This window comes from Amycolatopsis sp. NPDC104819, from assembly GCF_055583145.1.
In genome coordinates, this window is the sequence record NZ_JBVJON010000003.1 from 449,069 (window position 1) to 463,531 (window position 14,463).

Annotated in this window: 14 protein-coding genes; 9 read left to right on the forward strand and 5 right to left on the reverse strand. The window is 72.6% G+C overall.

Annotated features, from left to right (window positions below):
* The first annotated feature begins 161 nt into the window (after window positions 1–161).
* From ACZ63E_RS11290 to ACZ63E_RS11305, 4 genes are all read left to right on the forward strand, one after another.
* On the forward strand, window positions 162–1,376 hold the full coding sequence (locus ACZ63E_RS11290) for a hypothetical protein (RefSeq protein WP_465335883.1): 1,215 nt from the start codon (window positions 162–164) through the stop codon (window positions 1,374–1,376).
* A gap of 261 nt (window positions 1,377–1,637) precedes the next feature.
* Window positions 1,638–2,501 (forward strand): hypothetical protein, encoded by an 864-nt coding sequence (locus ACZ63E_RS11295; RefSeq protein WP_465335884.1) that lies wholly within the window; start codon window positions 1,638–1,640, stop codon window positions 2,499–2,501.
* Between the two features lie 215 nt (window positions 2,502–2,716).
* Window positions 2,717–4,339: a serine/threonine-protein kinase gene (locus tag ACZ63E_RS11300; protein WP_465335885.1), complete on the forward strand. Its 1,623-nt coding sequence runs from the start codon at window positions 2,717–2,719 to the stop codon at window positions 4,337–4,339.
* 16 nt (window positions 4,340–4,355) lie between these two features.
* On the forward strand, window positions 4,356–5,447 hold the full coding sequence (locus ACZ63E_RS11305) for a serine/threonine-protein kinase (RefSeq protein ID WP_465335886.1): 1,092 nt from the start codon (window positions 4,356–4,358) through the stop codon (window positions 5,445–5,447).
* Here the strand turns inward: ACZ63E_RS11305 and ACZ63E_RS11310 are convergent.
* Complete coding sequence (locus ACZ63E_RS11310) at window positions 5,444–6,346, reverse strand: LysR family transcriptional regulator (RefSeq protein WP_465308827.1); 903 nt, start codon at window positions 6,344–6,346, stop codon at window positions 5,444–5,446. The genes ACZ63E_RS11305 and ACZ63E_RS11310 overlap by 4 nt on opposite strands.
* A 104-nt stretch (window positions 6,347–6,450) precedes the next feature.
* Between ACZ63E_RS11310 and ACZ63E_RS11315 the strand changes: the two genes are divergently transcribed.
* The gene (locus ACZ63E_RS11315; RefSeq protein WP_465335887.1) at window positions 6,451–7,353 is read left to right on the forward strand and encodes a DMT family transporter; all 903 of its coding nucleotides are present in this window, start codon (window positions 6,451–6,453) and stop codon (window positions 7,351–7,353) included.
* Here ACZ63E_RS11315 and ACZ63E_RS11320 read toward each other — a convergent pair.
* Both ACZ63E_RS11320 and ACZ63E_RS11325 read right to left on the reverse strand, forming a co-directional pair.
* Window positions 7,350–8,030 carry a response regulator gene (locus ACZ63E_RS11320; protein ID WP_465308823.1) on the reverse strand — a complete coding sequence of 227 codons (681 nt, stop codon included), beginning with the start codon at window positions 8,028–8,030 and terminating at the stop codon, window positions 7,350–7,352. The two genes, ACZ63E_RS11315 and ACZ63E_RS11320, sit on opposite strands and share 4 nt — an antisense overlap.
* A 7-nt stretch (window positions 8,031–8,037) precedes the next feature.
* Entirely contained in the window at window positions 8,038–9,342 is a 1,305-nt protein-coding gene (locus ACZ63E_RS11325) for a PspC domain-containing protein (RefSeq protein WP_465335888.1), read from the reverse strand.
* Between the two features lie 132 nt (window positions 9,343–9,474).
* Here ACZ63E_RS11325 and ACZ63E_RS11330 point away from each other — a divergent pair, with 132 nt between their 5' ends.
* Both ACZ63E_RS11330 and ACZ63E_RS11335 read left to right on the forward strand, forming a co-directional pair.
* Window positions 9,475–10,761 (forward strand): PspC domain-containing protein, encoded by a 1,287-nt coding sequence (locus tag ACZ63E_RS11330; RefSeq protein WP_465335889.1) that lies wholly within the window; start codon window positions 9,475–9,477, stop codon window positions 10,759–10,761.
* Window positions 10,754–10,993, forward strand: a complete 240-nt coding sequence (locus ACZ63E_RS11335) for a hypothetical protein (protein ID WP_465335890.1) — start codon at window positions 10,754–10,756, stop codon at window positions 10,991–10,993. The genes ACZ63E_RS11330 and ACZ63E_RS11335 overlap by 8 nt, the downstream gene beginning before the upstream one ends.
* Before the next feature lie 67 nt (window positions 10,994–11,060).
* Here ACZ63E_RS11335 and guaA read toward each other — a convergent pair whose 3' ends face one another.
* Entirely contained in the window at window positions 11,061–12,617 is a 1,557-nt protein-coding gene (gene guaA / locus ACZ63E_RS11340; RefSeq protein WP_465335891.1) for a glutamine-hydrolyzing GMP synthase, read from the reverse strand.
* A 124-nt stretch (window positions 12,618–12,741) separates the two neighbouring features.
* On the opposite strand from guaA, the gene ACZ63E_RS11345 reads away from it, so the two are divergent.
* Window positions 12,742–13,293: a DinB family protein gene (locus ACZ63E_RS11345; RefSeq protein WP_465335892.1), complete on the forward strand. Its 552-nt coding sequence runs from the start codon at window positions 12,742–12,744 to the stop codon at window positions 13,291–13,293.
* Between the two features lie 72 nt (window positions 13,294–13,365).
* Complete coding sequence (locus ACZ63E_RS11350; protein WP_465335893.1) at window positions 13,366–13,806, forward strand: hypothetical protein; 441 nt, start codon at window positions 13,366–13,368, stop codon at window positions 13,804–13,806.
* 21 nt (window positions 13,807–13,827) lie between these two features.
* Here the strand turns inward: ACZ63E_RS11350 and ACZ63E_RS11355 are convergent, their stop codons facing one another.
* Window positions 13,828–14,415: a rhomboid family intramembrane serine protease gene (locus ACZ63E_RS11355; RefSeq protein ID WP_465335894.1), complete on the reverse strand. Its 588-nt coding sequence runs from the start codon at window positions 14,413–14,415 to the stop codon at window positions 13,828–13,830.
* Window positions 14,416–14,463: the final 48 nt, after the last annotated feature.

Below are 14,463 nucleotides of genomic sequence, written 5' to 3' on the forward strand. Positions count from 1 at the left end.
CCGAAGACGCGCGGGGGCACCAGCCCTGCGCGTCCGGTCTCGCATGCGCGTGCATCTGCGCAGGATTCCGAACAGGATTTCGCTCGTGAGGATGGTGCTCCGATCGGGTTGCTCCGGCGCCGGACGGCGTCAGGACCGGACAGCGTGGTGGTCGATCCCACATGAGCAACGGCACGGAGTTCCACGGGCACGGCAGCGCGCCCGCGCACCCCGGACGGCACCGGCCGGGGAGCGCGGAGAGCTGGACGCCGCCCCTGCCGCAGCACCGCCCGCCGCGGCACCACGCCGCCGGGCCGGTCGACCCGCCGGTGTCCGGCTCGCTCCCGCTCCCCCAGCCCGCTTCGCCGTGGCAGGACGGCCACCCGTTGCTGCCCCAGCCCCGCGACCGGCGGCCCGCGCCGCCGCTGTTCCCCGCCGCCCACGGCAGCCTCCCCCTCGACAACACCCCTGAGACGGGCCCGGACACCGGCGAGTCCCGTGAAGAGCAGGCCGCCCGGCGCACCCGGGTCACGCTGGCCACCTCGCGGCCGCGCGACGCCGACCAGGAGGACGACGACGTCCGCGTCTACGCGGTGCCCCCGCTCGACGGGCTCGGTGGCTTCACCATCGGCTCGGTGCCGGCGTCGGTGACCCCGCCGAAGACGTGGCGGAAGGCCGCCTGGTTCGCCACCGGCGCGTCCGGCGCCGTGGTCGTCGGCCTGCTGTGCGCGGGCTCGTTCCTGGTCGGGAAGCCGGCGATGGACCAGTCCGTGCAGGGCTCGTGGCCGGGCTACCAGGGCGTCCCGACCGTCGTCGACCCGACCGGCGAGCCGCAGCCGTCGTCGGAAGACTGGGGCGCCGCGGGGCCGGACACCGGCACGTCCCGCCCGGCCGACGACGCCTCGGGGACGACCACCGGCGGTGGGGGCGCCGGGCCGGTCGACGGGGTCGTCCCGCCGCCCACCGCCCGCGCGAGCAGCAGCACCACCACCGACTCTTCGACCACCGGCCCGACCACGCCGGACCGCGCGCCGCGGAAGCCACCGGTCACGCCCGCCCAGCGGGAGACCCCGGCCCCGGCGCCGTGGTGGTACTCCTTCCCGCCGGACGCCCAGACCATGGGGGACAACTCCGAGAAGTTCTTCAACACCGTCACCACCGACCCCGGCACGGCGTCCTCGGTGACCACCGGCGACCTGCACGACCGGGGGCCGCAGGCCCTCTCCGAGCGGTACGCGGGCATCGCGTACTTCGAGGTCAAGAAGGTCAGCATCGACCAGCAGCGCGGCGTCACGGTCAACACCGTCGAGGTCACCCACACCGACGGGACCAAGACGACGGAGCAGCGCACGCTGACGTTCGGGGACGGCGACAAGATCACTTCTGACGGCCGGTAACCAAGCCTGCACGTGCGGTTCGCCCGTTCCGATGCACGTGCGGTGCGCCGAGCGGTTATGCCTGGTCCGGGTGGGTGACATAAGCTGCCGCTCGTCGTATCGCGACGGCATTCCAGCGACGGAGCCTGGTGATGGCCGCCCGCACAGGGTTACCTGACGACAGCGGATCCGGAACCGGCCACGAGTCGGCCGTCCGGACCAACCGGAAGCTCGGCCGAACGGCCGAGTGACCGTCCCCGGAACCCCAGAGCGAGGACTTTCGTGCTTGATCGGCAGCGCACACGGCGTGAGGCACAGCACGCCGTCCGCGTCGAGGACGTGATCCCGGCCGAGATTCTCGACGGTGTCGGCGACGCCGACCGCGACTATCTCGAGCAGGTCTTTCGCGACCCGCAGAAGTTCCTGCCGCCGCGGCCGGAGCCGGTCCGCGAGCCGGAGCAGGCCGAGGACGACGGCGAGCCCGAGAGCCGCTTCGTCCGCCGCGCCAAGCTGGCCGGGCTCCTCGGCGCGGGCGCGCTCGTCGCCGGCGTCGTGGTCTTCGCCCCGATGCTGACCCAGGCCCACCGCGCCGCCTCCGCCGACGGCCGGTCCACGCCCGCGGGCTTCAGCGGGGCCGCGGAGCTCGGCGGCCTCGCCGTCCCGCAGCACCAGGCCGGCGGCGGCGCCCCGGAGCAGCACGGGACCACCACCCCGGAGACGCACTCCGGCGGCACGCCGTCCTCGAGCGAGGAGCGCTCGGCCGGCAGCCCGCAGCCGCAGGCGGCGCCCAGCACGGCGCACGCGGTGCCGGACCAGGCGGCCGACGCGCGCAGCGCGGCCCGGAAGATCCAGGCCGTCAAGGAGTTCTACGCCGCCATCGCCGAGAACCCGTCCGGCGCGCTGGCTCAGCTGGCCCCGTCGCTGGCCGACGGCGCCGCCGGTGAGCTGGTCCGCACCTGGAGCTCGATGGACGCCATCGACGTCCAGGAGGGCGACACGCAGGTCAACCCGGACGGCTCGATCCTCGCGGTCGCGACGCTGCGCCGGCCGGACGGCGGCCTGGTGCGCGTCACTCAGCTGTTCCGGGTCGCGGACAGCGGCGGGTTGATCACCGAGGCCGAGCTCGTCTCGGCCCAGTACATGTAGCCCATTGCGATCACGCCTTCACCCGTGGTTCAAGTGCCCGTACCGGATTCGTGTGCGCAGAGTGAGCGCCTAGCCTTGTCACGCGTCGGTCCCGGAAAAGCCGGCGCACTGCCCACGACATGTGCATACGCTCCAGCCAAGCGGCGTGTGTGTGGCCGCCTCACCAGGCACCGATCCTCACGCCCTGGTGAAGTCGGAGCCCAAAGGGAGGTCGCGTGAGCGACGAGGGTCGTCTGGTCGCCGGTCGATATCGCATCGACGGCCGGATCGGCACGGGCGCGATGGGGGCCGTCTGGCAGGCGCACGACGAGGTCCTGGGCCGCACCGTGGCCATCAAGCAGCTCCTGCTCCAGCCGCACCTGGACGAGCACGACAAGGAAGACGCCCGGCAGCGGACGATGCGCGAAGGGCGGATCGCGGCCCGGCTGCACCACCCGAACGCGATCTCCGTCTTCGACGTCGTCACCGACGACAACGGCCAGCCGTGCCTGATCATGGAGTACCTGAACTCCACCAGCCTGGCCGCCGTGCTGCAGGAACGCCGCACGCTGCCGCCGACCGAGGTCGCCCGCATCGGCGCCCAGGTCGCCGCGGCGCTGCGCGAGGCGCACGCGGTCGGGATCGTGCACCGGGACATCAAGCCGGGCAACATCCTGCTCGCCGGCAACGGCACGGTGAAGATCACCGACTTCGGCATCTCCCGCGCCAAGGACGACGTCACGGTCACCAAGACCGGGATGATCGCCGGCACCCCCGCCTACCTGGCCCCCGAGGTCGCCATCGGCGGCGACCCGGGCCCGGAGTCGGACGTCTTCTCGCTCGGCTCGACGCTCTACGCGGCGTGCGAGGGCCAGCCGCCGTTCGGGCTGTCCGAGAACACGCTGAGCCTGCTGCACGCGGTCGCGGCCGGGCAGATCATCCCGCCGCGCCAGTCCGGGCCGCTGGCGAGCGTCTTGGCCGTGCTGCTGCACCCGGACACGCAGCACCGGCCGACCGCCGAGGAGTGCGAAGAGCTGCTCGCCGCCGTCGCGCGAGGTGAGACGCCGCTCGGCGCGCCCGCGGAGGAGACGATGCTGGCGCCGTCCGCCGGTGTCCTCGGCGCGGCCGCCATCGCCGACCCGAACGCGACCCAGATGTTCGACGAGGTCCCCGTCGGCCACTCGGGCACGCTGCTGGGCGAGGCCGCGCCGACCCAGGCCGTGCCGTACTACGACGAGGACGACTACCCGGAAGGCACCGGCTACCCGGAAGACGACTACGACGGCTACCGCCGGTACGCGGACGACGACGAGCACTACCCCGACGGCGTGCCGCCCGGCCTCGCCGCGACCCGCGCCGTCCCGGTGCCGGGGCCCGACCAGGCCCGGTACGCCGACGACGATTACGACGACTACGACGACGAGCCGGTCCCGCCGCCCCCGCCGCGGCGTCCGCAGACCAGCCCGGTCGACGAGGACGACGACGGGAAGCCCGGCGCCTGGAAGCGCCCCGCGATCATCGGCGGCGTTGTCGTCGTGGGCCTGGTCGCGCTGGCCGTCTGGCTGCTGAGCCCGAACAACCCGGAGGCGCCGGCGTCCCCGGTGTCGAGCTCCAGGCCGACGCCGGCCGCGACGTCGGAGTCGCTGCCGTCGACGACGGAGGAGCCGACCAGCACCGCGGAGGTGCCGCCGCCGGTCGAGGAGACGACCTCGTCGTCGAAGCGGACGACGTCGCGGCAGACCGAGCCGCAGACGACTCCGAAGACCACGCCGAAGACGACGACGTCCCAGCCGACCAGCGAGGAACCTCCTCCGTCGACGACTCCCCCGACCACGTCGAGCACAGCGCAGGCTGGCTGATGATCGAGGACCCGACTTGAGTTCTGAAGGCACCATCGTCGGCGGCCGGTTCCGGCTGGACCAGCCGATCGGCCGTGGCCGCGCGGGCATCGTGTGGCTGGCGTTCGACACGCGGCTGTTCCGCACCGTCGCGATGAAGCGGATGTACCTGCCGGTCGGCGGCGGTGACCGCGCCGAGCAGGCGCGCGCGGCCGCCATGCAGGAGGGCAAGGACGCGGCGCGGATCGAGCACCCGTCCGCGATCAAGGTGTTCGACGTGCTGCCCGACGGCCAGGACGTCTGGCTGGTGATGGAGTACATCCCGTCGCGCAGCATGGCGACGTTCCTCGCCGAGCACGGCCGGCTCACCCCCGACCAGGCGGCGGCGCTGGGCATCCAGCTCGGCAACGCGCTCGCCGCGATCCACGCGGCCGGGTTCGTGCACCGCACGCTCGAGCCGGGCACGGTGCTGCTGGCCGACGACGGCGGGGTGAAGCTCACCGACATCGGCATCAGCGGCGGCGGGCCGCACGCGGCGTACGTGGCGCCGGAGGTCTCGCGCGGGCTGCCGCCGACGCCGGCCGCGGACGTCTTCTCCCTCGGCGCGACGCTCTACACCGCGGTCGAAGGCGTGCCGCCGTTCGGGGACGACGGGCAGTCGTCCGAGCGGCCGCCGCAGAACGCGGGGGTCCTCACCGAGGCGCTGCGCAAGATGCTGCGGATGGACCCGACCACCCGGCCGACGATGTCCGACACGGTCCGTTCGCTGAGCGCGATCACCGAAGGCCGTGAGACGGCGTTCATCCCGCCGACCGCGCCCGGGCTGCCGCCCCCGCCAACCCCTCCGTTCAACCCGGCACACACCCCGGCGCCACCGTCGGGGCCGCAGTTCCAGCAGCAGATGCCGCTGCCGCCGTCCGGGGTTTCCGCGGCGGAGGAGACGCAGCGGATGCAGCCGGTGGCGCGGCCGCAGGCGACGCAGTACGCGCCGCCGCCGGTCCCCCAGCCGCAGCAGGCGGGCGGGGACGAGTGGAACCTGCCGGTGTCGAAGAAGACGCTGATCACCGTGGCCGCGATCCTGGCGGCGGTGCTGGTCGGCATACTCGTCTCGGAGCTGTTCTTCGTCTAAGCGACCTTCGCCGTCGCCTCACGCATTGCTTCGAGCAGGGTGCGGACGGCCGGCTGCCCCCACGCGCGTGACGCGACGGCGGCGTGGATCGACCGGATCGGCTCCGGGTTGCGGATCCGGCGCACGACGATCCCGGAGTTCTGCGAGCCGAGGCCCAGCTCGGGGATCAGGGCGACGCCGATGCCGGCGGCCACGAACCCCTGCGCCGTCTGGTAGTCCTCGGACTCGACGACGACGTTCGGCGCGAAGCCGGCCTGCGCGCAGGCGCCGAGCAGGATGTCGCGGCAGATGCCGGGCAGGCCGTCGACGCCGACCCACGGCTCGTCGGCGAACTCGGTCAGGTCGAGCACCCGCTTGCGGGCCAGCGGGTGCGCCCGCGGCAGCACCGCGCGGTACGGGTCGTCGAGCAGGTGCACCAGCTCGACACCCTTGCTGGGCGGCGTCCGGCGCGGGAACACGGTGATCGCGACGTCCGCGTCCCCCGATTCGACGTCGGCCAGCGGGTCGAGCGGCTCGACGAGCTTGAGGTCGAGGTGGATGCCGGGGTGTTCGCGGCGGACCGCGGCGATGGCGGGCGGGACCAGCGACGCGCCCGCCGTCGCGAAGTAGCGGACGGCGACGCGGCCGATGCGGCCCTCCTTGAGCTCGGTCAGCGCGGCTTCGGCCTTGGCCAGCTCGGCGCTCAGCGTCTCGGCGTGTTCGGACAGCAGGGCGCCCGCCGGGGTCGGCCGGACGCCGCGGCCGACCCGTTCGAGCAGTTCGGTGCCCGCTTCGCGTTCCAGCGCGGAAAGCTGCTGGCTGATCGCGGACGGCGTGTACCCCAGGTTGCGGGCCGCGGCGGTGATCGACCCGCTGGTGATCACGGCGCGGAGGACCTGCATGCGGCGGACGTCGAGCATGCCCAGATCGTACAGCTGAGCTTAAGGGTTCCTGCAGTTATTTTCGCTTGTCCTTACGTCTTTCCGCGACGAAGCTCGGGTCGATCGTCGAAGGAGGACATGGGGTGGGCGAGACGAAGACCCTGCTCAGGATCGCCGCGCTGGCGCTGATGTGGGGTTCGAGCTTCTTTTGGATCAAGCTGGGGCTGGGGATGTTCTCGCCGGTGCAGCTCGTGCTGGCGCGGCTCGTGCTCGGCGCGGCGATGCTGCTGGTGCTGTGCCGCCTGCAGCGGGCGCGCCTCCCGCGTGACCGGCGGTTGTGGGGGCACCTGACGGTCGCGGCGTTCTTCCACAACGCGCTGCCGTTCCTGCTGTTCGCGATCGGCGAGACGACGGTCGACTCCGGGATCACCGGCGTGCTGAACTCGACCACCCCGCTGTGGGTGCTGCTCGCGGCGCCGATGATGGGGACGTCGTCGCGGATGACCGGGACGCGGCTGGCGGGGCTCCTGGTGGGCCTCGGCGGGATCCTGCTGATCTTCGCACCGTGGCAGGCGTCGGGCCTGCTGAGCTGGGGCGCGCTGGCGTGCCTCGCGGCGGCGGCGAGCTACGGCTTCGCGTTCGTCTACGAAGGCAAGTACCTGTCGGGGACGTCGACGTCGCCCTACGCGCTCTCGGCCGGCCAGATGCTGCTGGCCAGCGGGTTCCTGCTGCTGGCGCTGCCGGCGGGCGGGTTCACGCCGGTGCACTTCCAGCTCGGGCCGCTGCTGGCGATCCTGGTGCTCGGCATCGGCTCGACGGGCATCGCGTTCGCGCTGAACTACCAGCTGCTGGCAAGCGAAGGCGCGGTCGCGGCTTCGGTCGTCGGGTACCTGCTGCCGGTGGTCTCGGTGCTGCTGGGCGCGGTGTTCCTCGGTGAGCAGCTGAACGCGCGGGTGATCGCGGGCATGGTGGTCGTGCTCGGCGGGGTCGCGCTGACCCGGCTGCCCAAACGAGCACCGGTGGAGCCGGTGCTGGAACGCGTCTAGACGAGACGGCGGTCGGAGGCCCAGCGGGAGAGCTCGTAGCGGTTCGAAAGCTGGGTCTTCCGCAGCACGCTCGACACGTGCGTCTCGACCGTCTTCACCGAGATGAACAGCTCCGACGCGATCTCCTTGTACGCGTACCCGCGCGCCAGCAGGCGCAGGACGTCGCGCTCGCGGGGTGTCAGCAGGTCGAGCTCCGGGTCGTTGATCGGGGCCGAGCCCGGGCGGTCGGCGAACGCGTCCAGCACGAACCCGGCCAGCCGCGGGGAGAACACCGCGTCGCCGTCCGAGACGCGGACCACCGCGCGGACCAGCTCCTTCGACGAGATCGTCTTCGTCACGTAGCCGCGCGCGCCGGCGCGGATGACCGCGATGACGTCCTCCGCCGCGTCGGACACCGAGAGCGCCAGGAACACGACGTCCGGCAGCTCGGGGCGGACGCGGCGCAGCACCTCGGCGCCGCCGCCGTCGGGCATGTGGACGTCGAGCAGCACCACCTGGGGCTTCGTGCGCGCGATCCCGGCGACCGCCTCGGCGACCGAACCGGCCTCGCCGACCACGCGGACCTCGTCGGTGATCGAGTCGAGCTCGGTGCGGACCCCGGCGCGGAACAGCGCGTGGTCGTCGACGAGGAACACCTTCACCGGTTCGCGCTGGGTGTCAGTCACGACTTCGAGCATAGCCGCCTCACGCTGCCCCCTTGCCCGCTTTCACCGGCATGGCGAGCTGCACTTCGGTGCCCTCCCCCGGCGCGGTGCGCACCTTGCACGTGCCGCCGTGGCGGGTCATCCGGCCGCGGATCGAGTCGGCGAGGCCGTGGCGGTCGTCCGGGACCAGGTCGGGGTCGAAGCCCTTGCCGCGGTCGCGGACGAACACCGTGACCGACGTCGGCTCGACCTCGGCGAAGACGCTGACCTCCTCGACCCCGGCGTGCTTGGCGGCGTTGACGATCGCCTCCCGCGCGGCCTGGACCAGCGCGACCAGGGACTCGTCCAGCTCGGCGTCGCCGACGACCACCTGGCCGACCGAGATCGCGAAGGTGTCTTCGACCTCGCCGCACGCCGTCGCGAGCGCTTCGGACAGCTGCCCGGCGGCCTGGGTCTCCTCGGCCTTCTCGACGGGCTTGCCGTAGCCGTTGGGGCCGTAGAGCCAGCCGCGCAGCTCGCGTTCCTGGCTGCGGGCCAGCCGCGCGACCTCGCGCGGCTGCTCGCTCTGCTTCTGGATCAGCGCGAGCGTCTGCAGCACGGAGTCGTGCAGGTGGGCGGCGATCTCGGCGCGTTCGTCGGTGCGGATGCGGGCCTTGCGCTCGTCGGAGAGGTCCCGGACCAGCCGCAGCCAGAACGGCACGGTCAGCACGGCGACCCCGATGAGCGTCGCGATGACGGCGATGAGCGCGAACTGGACCTGGTCGAGGGTGCCGCTGCGCAGCACGACGACGGTGATGCCGGTGATCACCAGCGCGACCCCGGCGACGATCCGGATCGCCGCCGACCAGCCGCCGCCCCCGAGGAACGCGCCCGCGAAGCCGTCCTTCGCGCCGACCCGCCAGCGGCGGCGCTGCGATTCGTCGGCCTCCCGCCAGACGACGGCGAGACCGAGCATCGCGACGGCCAGCGGCACGGCGACCCAGCCGCTGATGAACCCGGTGAGCGTCCCGCTGGCGACGGCGAGACCGACGCCCAGCGCGATCAGGCCGAACGCCTGCTGGCGCTCCTTCGGCTTGGGCTCTTCCGCGGCTTCTTCGGACTGCTGCTGGACGAACACCCAGAGCAGGCCGTAGGCGAGTAGGCCGGCGCCGTTGAGCGCGGCCAGCAGCGCGAACGCCGTGCGCACCCAGAGGACCGGCACGCCGAGGTGGTCGGCGAGACCACCGGCGACCCCGGCGATCGCGCGGCCGGACCGGCGCCGGAACATCTTGGGCGCGGCCTGGTCGGCCGGGACCACCGGCTGTTCGGCGGTGACCTTCTCGAGGGACTCCTGCACGTGACCCATCGTCACACGCGGGCACGAGGGGTTCCATCGGGGAAACCCCTGAACCGCCACCGACCCCGGTAACCCGGCTCCGGGAAACCTCAGGGACCATCCCGGATGTCCCCGCGGACGCCGTCCAGCAGACTTTTCGGCATGAGTGGTGCGAGCGAAACGCGGTCGTCGAACGCCTTGAACGGCTTCGAAGAGACCGTCAAGGACTTCTGGGCCAGCCGGCCGCGGCGGCCGCACGCCGGGCGCAAGGTCGCCGGTGTCGCCGCGGGGATCGGCCACCGGTACGGCATCGACCCGGTCGTGGTGCGGATCGCGCTGGTGGTCGCGACGATCTTCGGCGGTTTCGGGCTGACCTTCTACCTGCTGGCCTGGCTGTTCCTGCCGGGCGAGAGCGACGACGTGTCCGGCTTCGAAGGCCTGATCGGCCGGGGCCGCTCGTCGGTGTCGCCGGCGTTCGCCGTGGTGCTGGCGATCCTCACCGTCGCCAGCGCCGGGGGCACGTTCAGCTCCACCTGGTTCGACGGCGGCGGGCTGATCGGGTTCGCGCTCATCGCCACCGCTCTCTATCTGCTGCACCGCAACCGCGGCCACCTGAACCGGCCCGCGCCGGTCGTCGCGCGGTCGCGGTCCGGGGCCTTCACCGGGAACGGAGCCTTCACCATGTCCGACACTTCGACCGCCGAGGCGAAGTCGCCGGCGCAGGGCTGGGACCCCCTCGCCGCCGACCCGGCCGGCTGGGACCTGCCCGAGGCGCCGGCGGCGCACGAACCGCCGCCGCCCGTACCGCCGTCGTCCTACCAGCGCCCGGAGCGGCGCCGGAACTCGAAGGTGGGCTCGGTGACCTTCGCGCTCGCCGTGTTGACCGCCGGCGGCGGCGTGCTGGCGAACCTCAACGGCGCGAGCTGGTTCTCCGCGCAGCACGTCATCGGCCTGGTCCTCGGGGTGGTCGGGATCGGCCTGGTCACCGGGGCCTTCGTCCGGGGCGGCCGCGGCCTGATCGGGCTCGCGGTGCCGCTGGCGATCGCCGGGATGATCCTGACGACCGCGCCGTTCCAGAACTTCGACGTCCGCGGCGGGGTCGGCGACCTCAACGAGACGCCGCGCGCGGTGACCGAGCTGAAGCCGCTCTACCAGCACGCGGCGGGCGACATCGACCTCGACCTGACCAAGCTGCCGGCCGGGCTGCCGATCACCACCAACGTGGTCAACGGCGCGGGCGACACCACGATCACCGTGCCGGCGACGGCGGACGTCACCTACGACTGCCACACCGGCGCGGGCAAGACCGAGTGCTTCGGCCGCTCGACCGACGGCATCAGCCAGGAGACGCTGTCCGGGACCGACAACGGCACCGACGGCGTCGGCGGCCAGAAGATCACCCTGCACGTGTCGAACAGTGTGGGCAACGTGGAGGTGCGGCGTGACTGACCAGAGCCCTTACGCCTACGACAACCCGGCCGAGAGCCGGCCCGCCAAGCGCGGCGGCCTGGACGTCTTCACCCTGATCGTCGGGGTCGCGACGCTGCTGATCTCCGCCTACGTCCTCTCGGACGGCGCGAGCTGGCTGCCGCACTTCGACTTCCGCTGGGTGATCGCGGGCGGCGCGGTGTTCGTGGGGCTGCTGCTCCTCGGCGCGTCGTTCGGCAAACGCCGGCGCTAGAACCGAAAACCACCACTCTCTCGAGGCCCTGGATCCCACGCCAGGGCCTCGAGTCCTGTCTGAGCCCTTACTCCCACTCGATGGTGCCCGGCGGCTTGGACGTCACGTCCAGGACCACCCGGTTGACCTCCGCCACCTCGTTGGTGATGCGGGTGGAGATCCGCTCGAGGACGTCGTAGGGCAAGCGCGTCCAGTCCGCGGTCATCGCGTCTTCCGACGACACCGGGCGCAGCACGACCGGGTGGCCGTACGTGCGGCCGTCGCCCTGGACGCCGACACTGCGGACGTCGGCGAGCAGGACCACCGGGCACTGCCAGATGCTGCGGTCCAGCCCCGCCGCGGTCAGCTCCTCGCGGGCGATCAGGTCGGCCGCGCGCAGGGTGTCGAGGCGCTCCTGGTCGACCGCGCCGATGATGCGGATGCCCAGGCCGGGGCCGGGGAACGGCTGGCGCTGCACGATCGTCTCCGGCAGCCCCAGCTCCAGGCCGACGCGCCGGACCTCGTCCTTGAACAGCAGCCGCAGCGGCTCGACCAGCTCGAACTGCAGGTCGTCCGGCAGGCCGCCGACGTTGTGGTGGCTCTTGATGTTGGCCGTGCCCTCGCCGCCGCCGGACTCGACGACGTCCGGGTACAGCGTGCCCTGGACGAGGAAGCGGTAGTCGCCCTTCGCCTTGAGGTCGCGCTCGGCCTGCTCGAAGACGCGGATGAACTCGCGGCCGATGATCTTGCGCTTCTGCTCCGGGTCGGTGACGCCGGCGAGCGCGTCGAGGAACCGCTCGCGCGCGTCGATCGTGACGAGGTTGACCCCGGTGGCGGCGACGAAGTCGCGCTCGACCTGGGTGCGCTCCCCCGCCCGCAGCAGGCCGTGGTCGACGAACACGCAGGTCAGCCGGTCGCCGATGGCGCGCTGGACGAGCGCGGCCGCGACGGCGGAGTCGACGCCGCCGGAGAGGCCGCAGATCGCGCGGCCGTCGCCGATCTGGTCGCTGATCCGCCGGACCTGCTCCTCGACGATCGACGACGTCGTCCACTGCGGCTTGATGCCCGCGATGTCGTGCAGGAACCGGCGCAGCACCTCCTGGCCGTGCGGCGAGTGCGCGACCTCCGGGTGGTACTGGACACCGGCGAAGCGGCGCTCGACGTCTTCGAAACCGGCGACCTCGGCGCCGTCGGAGGACGCGGTGACGACCGAACCCTCCGGGGCCTTGGTGACGCTGTCGTTGTGGCTCATCCACGCGGGCTGGTGCGCGGGCAGGCCGGCGTGCAGGACGCCGCCGTCACCGGTCACGCGGACCTCGGTGCGGCCGAACTCGCGGACACCGGTCGGCTCGACGACTCCGCCGAGCGCGCTGGCGAGCAGCTGGTGGCCGTAGCAGATGCCGAAGATCGGGACACCCGCTTCGGTGAGCTTCGGGTCCATGCCCGGGGCGCCTTCGGCGTACACGCTCGAGGGGCCGCCGGAAAGGATGATCGCCGCGGGGTTCTTCGCGAGCAGCTCCTCGACGGACGCGCTGTGCGGGACGACCTCCGAGTAGATCTGCGCCTCCCGGACGCGCCGGGCGATCAGCTGCGCGTACTGCGCCCCGAAGTCCACGACGAGAACCGGACCGGTGGGGTTGGGCACCTGAGGACCTCCTGGCAGCGGCGGGATTCCGCTCCATCGTCCCAGGTGGGCCGGGTCACCCGGGTCCCGGCCCCGGTTGCGAACGAGGACAGCGGGTGTCCGCGACGAGTCCTACGGTCCCGGTATGGCTGTGAACTGGACGAAGGAACTGACCGACCAGCTCGACTTCCACTGGACGGTGCACACGCGCCCGAAGCTCGAGGGGCTCACCGACGACGAGTACTTCTGGGAGCCGGTCCCGGACTGCTGGACCGTGCGGCCCCGGAAGTCGGACGACGAGTTCGGCACCGGCCCGTTCACCATCGACTTCGCCTTCCCGGAGCCGGTCCCGCCGCCGGTCACGACGATCGCGTGGCGGCTCAGCCACATCCTGGTCGGCGTCCTCGGCATGCGGACGGCGTCGCACTTCGGCGGCCCGCCGATGAGCTACGACGACTACCCGTACCCGGGCACGGCGGCGGAGGCGATGGCCCTGCTGGACGAGTACTACGCCCGATGGCTCGAAGGCGTGCGCTCACTGGACGACGAAAGCCTCGCGCGGGCGTGCGGACCGGCGGAGGGCCCGTACGCGAAGGAGCCGATGGCGACGCTGGTCCTGCACATCACCCGCGAGATGATCCACCACTGCGCCGAGCTGCTCCTGCTGCGCGACCTCTACCGCGCCAAGGCGGTGTAACACCGAGTCACGATCGGTCCGACTCACCGGGTGAGGCCTGACCGAGGCCGACTGCCGCCGAGGGGACCGTGGATGCTCTACCGACTCTGCCCTCCCGGCCGCGTGACCTGGTGCGACGTGCCCGGGTACGCGGTCTGCCGCGCCGACGACCAGCCGCTGCCGGACTGGGAACGGCTGTCCTGGCTGCCCGCCGAAGCGCGTGCGTTCAGCAACGACCTGCTGCGGATCGCCGTGCGCTACGGCGTGCGGTCGGACCGCGGGATCGTCCTCGACGCCCGGCACACCGTGGACCTGGGCCGCGCCGACGAGCTGCGCTGCGACCTGATCGCGGCCGGCCACGCCCGGACGGGCGCCGGCGCGCGGGTGGCCGTCGAGGCGGACCTCCGGGCCTGGGAACGCACCGAGGCGGCGGCCCGCGCGGCCGAGGAGGACCTCGCCGAGCTGCTCGCGGTGCCGGTGCAGACCCACCTGGTCGAGCACTGGCACCGCCTCGGCGGGCTGACGCCGTCGTGAGTGGCAATTCGGGTTAGAACCCTAATCGCCACTCACGACCGGCCGCGGCAGGAACAGGAAGCCGAGGGCCATGCCGAGCAGGCAGGGCAGGCCGTGGTTGTCGTGCAGCACCGTGTCGACGACGGCCAGCACCGGCACGGCCCACGCCCACACCCGCAGCCGCGTCGGCAGCACGATCCCGCGGCGGCCCGCGGTCAGGAGCACCGTCGTCAGGCCGCCGACGAGCCCGGCCACGCACATCGAGTTGCCCGCGCCGACCGGGTTGAGCCAGACGTAGCTCATGACCTGGCCGAACAGGCCGCAGCCGAAGTAGAGCGCCAGCCATGCGACCCGGCCGAAGACGCGCTCCGCGAAGAAGCCGGCCACCGCGAGCGCGACCAGGTTGAAGACCAGGCCGGACGCCCGGCCGTCCTGGAAGAACATGCCCGTGACCAGGCGGTACCACTGGCCGTCGTTGATGCGGGCCGCGTCACGGACAACGGCGTCGTAGAGCGGCCGGTGGACCAGCTGCGCGATGCCGCACGCCAGCGTGACCGCGAAAACCACCGCCGTCAGGAGCGGGGCCCGGGTCCCGGTGAACAGGTCGCGGGGTGCGGTGCGCGTCGTCATGGACGAAAATCTAGGCGCGCCACCGGCGTCGCACCCCCGACGTTTGTC

What these genes read in the sequence shown, in the direction of transcription:
- ACZ63E_RS11290 (WP_465335883.1), top strand. Translation starts at nt 162, where the DNA reads ATGAGCAACGGCACGGAGTTCCACGGGCACGGCAGCGCGCCCGCGCAC.
- ACZ63E_RS11310 (WP_465308827.1), bottom strand. Translation starts at nt 6,346, where the DNA reads ATGCTCGACGTCCGCCGCATGCAGGTCCTCCGCGCCGTGATCACCAGC.
- ACZ63E_RS11320 (WP_465308823.1), bottom strand. Translation starts at nt 8,030, where the DNA reads ATGCTCGAAGTCGTGACTGACACCCAGCGCGAACCGGTGAAGGTGTTC.
- ACZ63E_RS11325 (WP_465335888.1), bottom strand. Translation starts at nt 9,342, where the DNA reads ATGGGTCACGTGCAGGAGTCCCTCGAGAAGGTCACCGCCGAACAGCCG.
- ACZ63E_RS11330 (WP_465335889.1), top strand. Translation starts at nt 9,475, where the DNA reads ATGAGTGGTGCGAGCGAAACGCGGTCGTCGAACGCCTTGAACGGCTTC.
- ACZ63E_RS11345 (WP_465335892.1), top strand. Translation starts at nt 12,742, where the DNA reads ATGGCTGTGAACTGGACGAAGGAACTGACCGACCAGCTCGACTTCCAC.
- ACZ63E_RS11350 (WP_465335893.1), top strand. Translation starts at nt 13,366, where the DNA reads ATGCTCTACCGACTCTGCCCTCCCGGCCGCGTGACCTGGTGCGACGTG.
- ACZ63E_RS11355 (WP_465335894.1), bottom strand. Translation starts at nt 14,415, where the DNA reads ATGACGACGCGCACCGCACCCCGCGACCTGTTCACCGGGACCCGGGCC.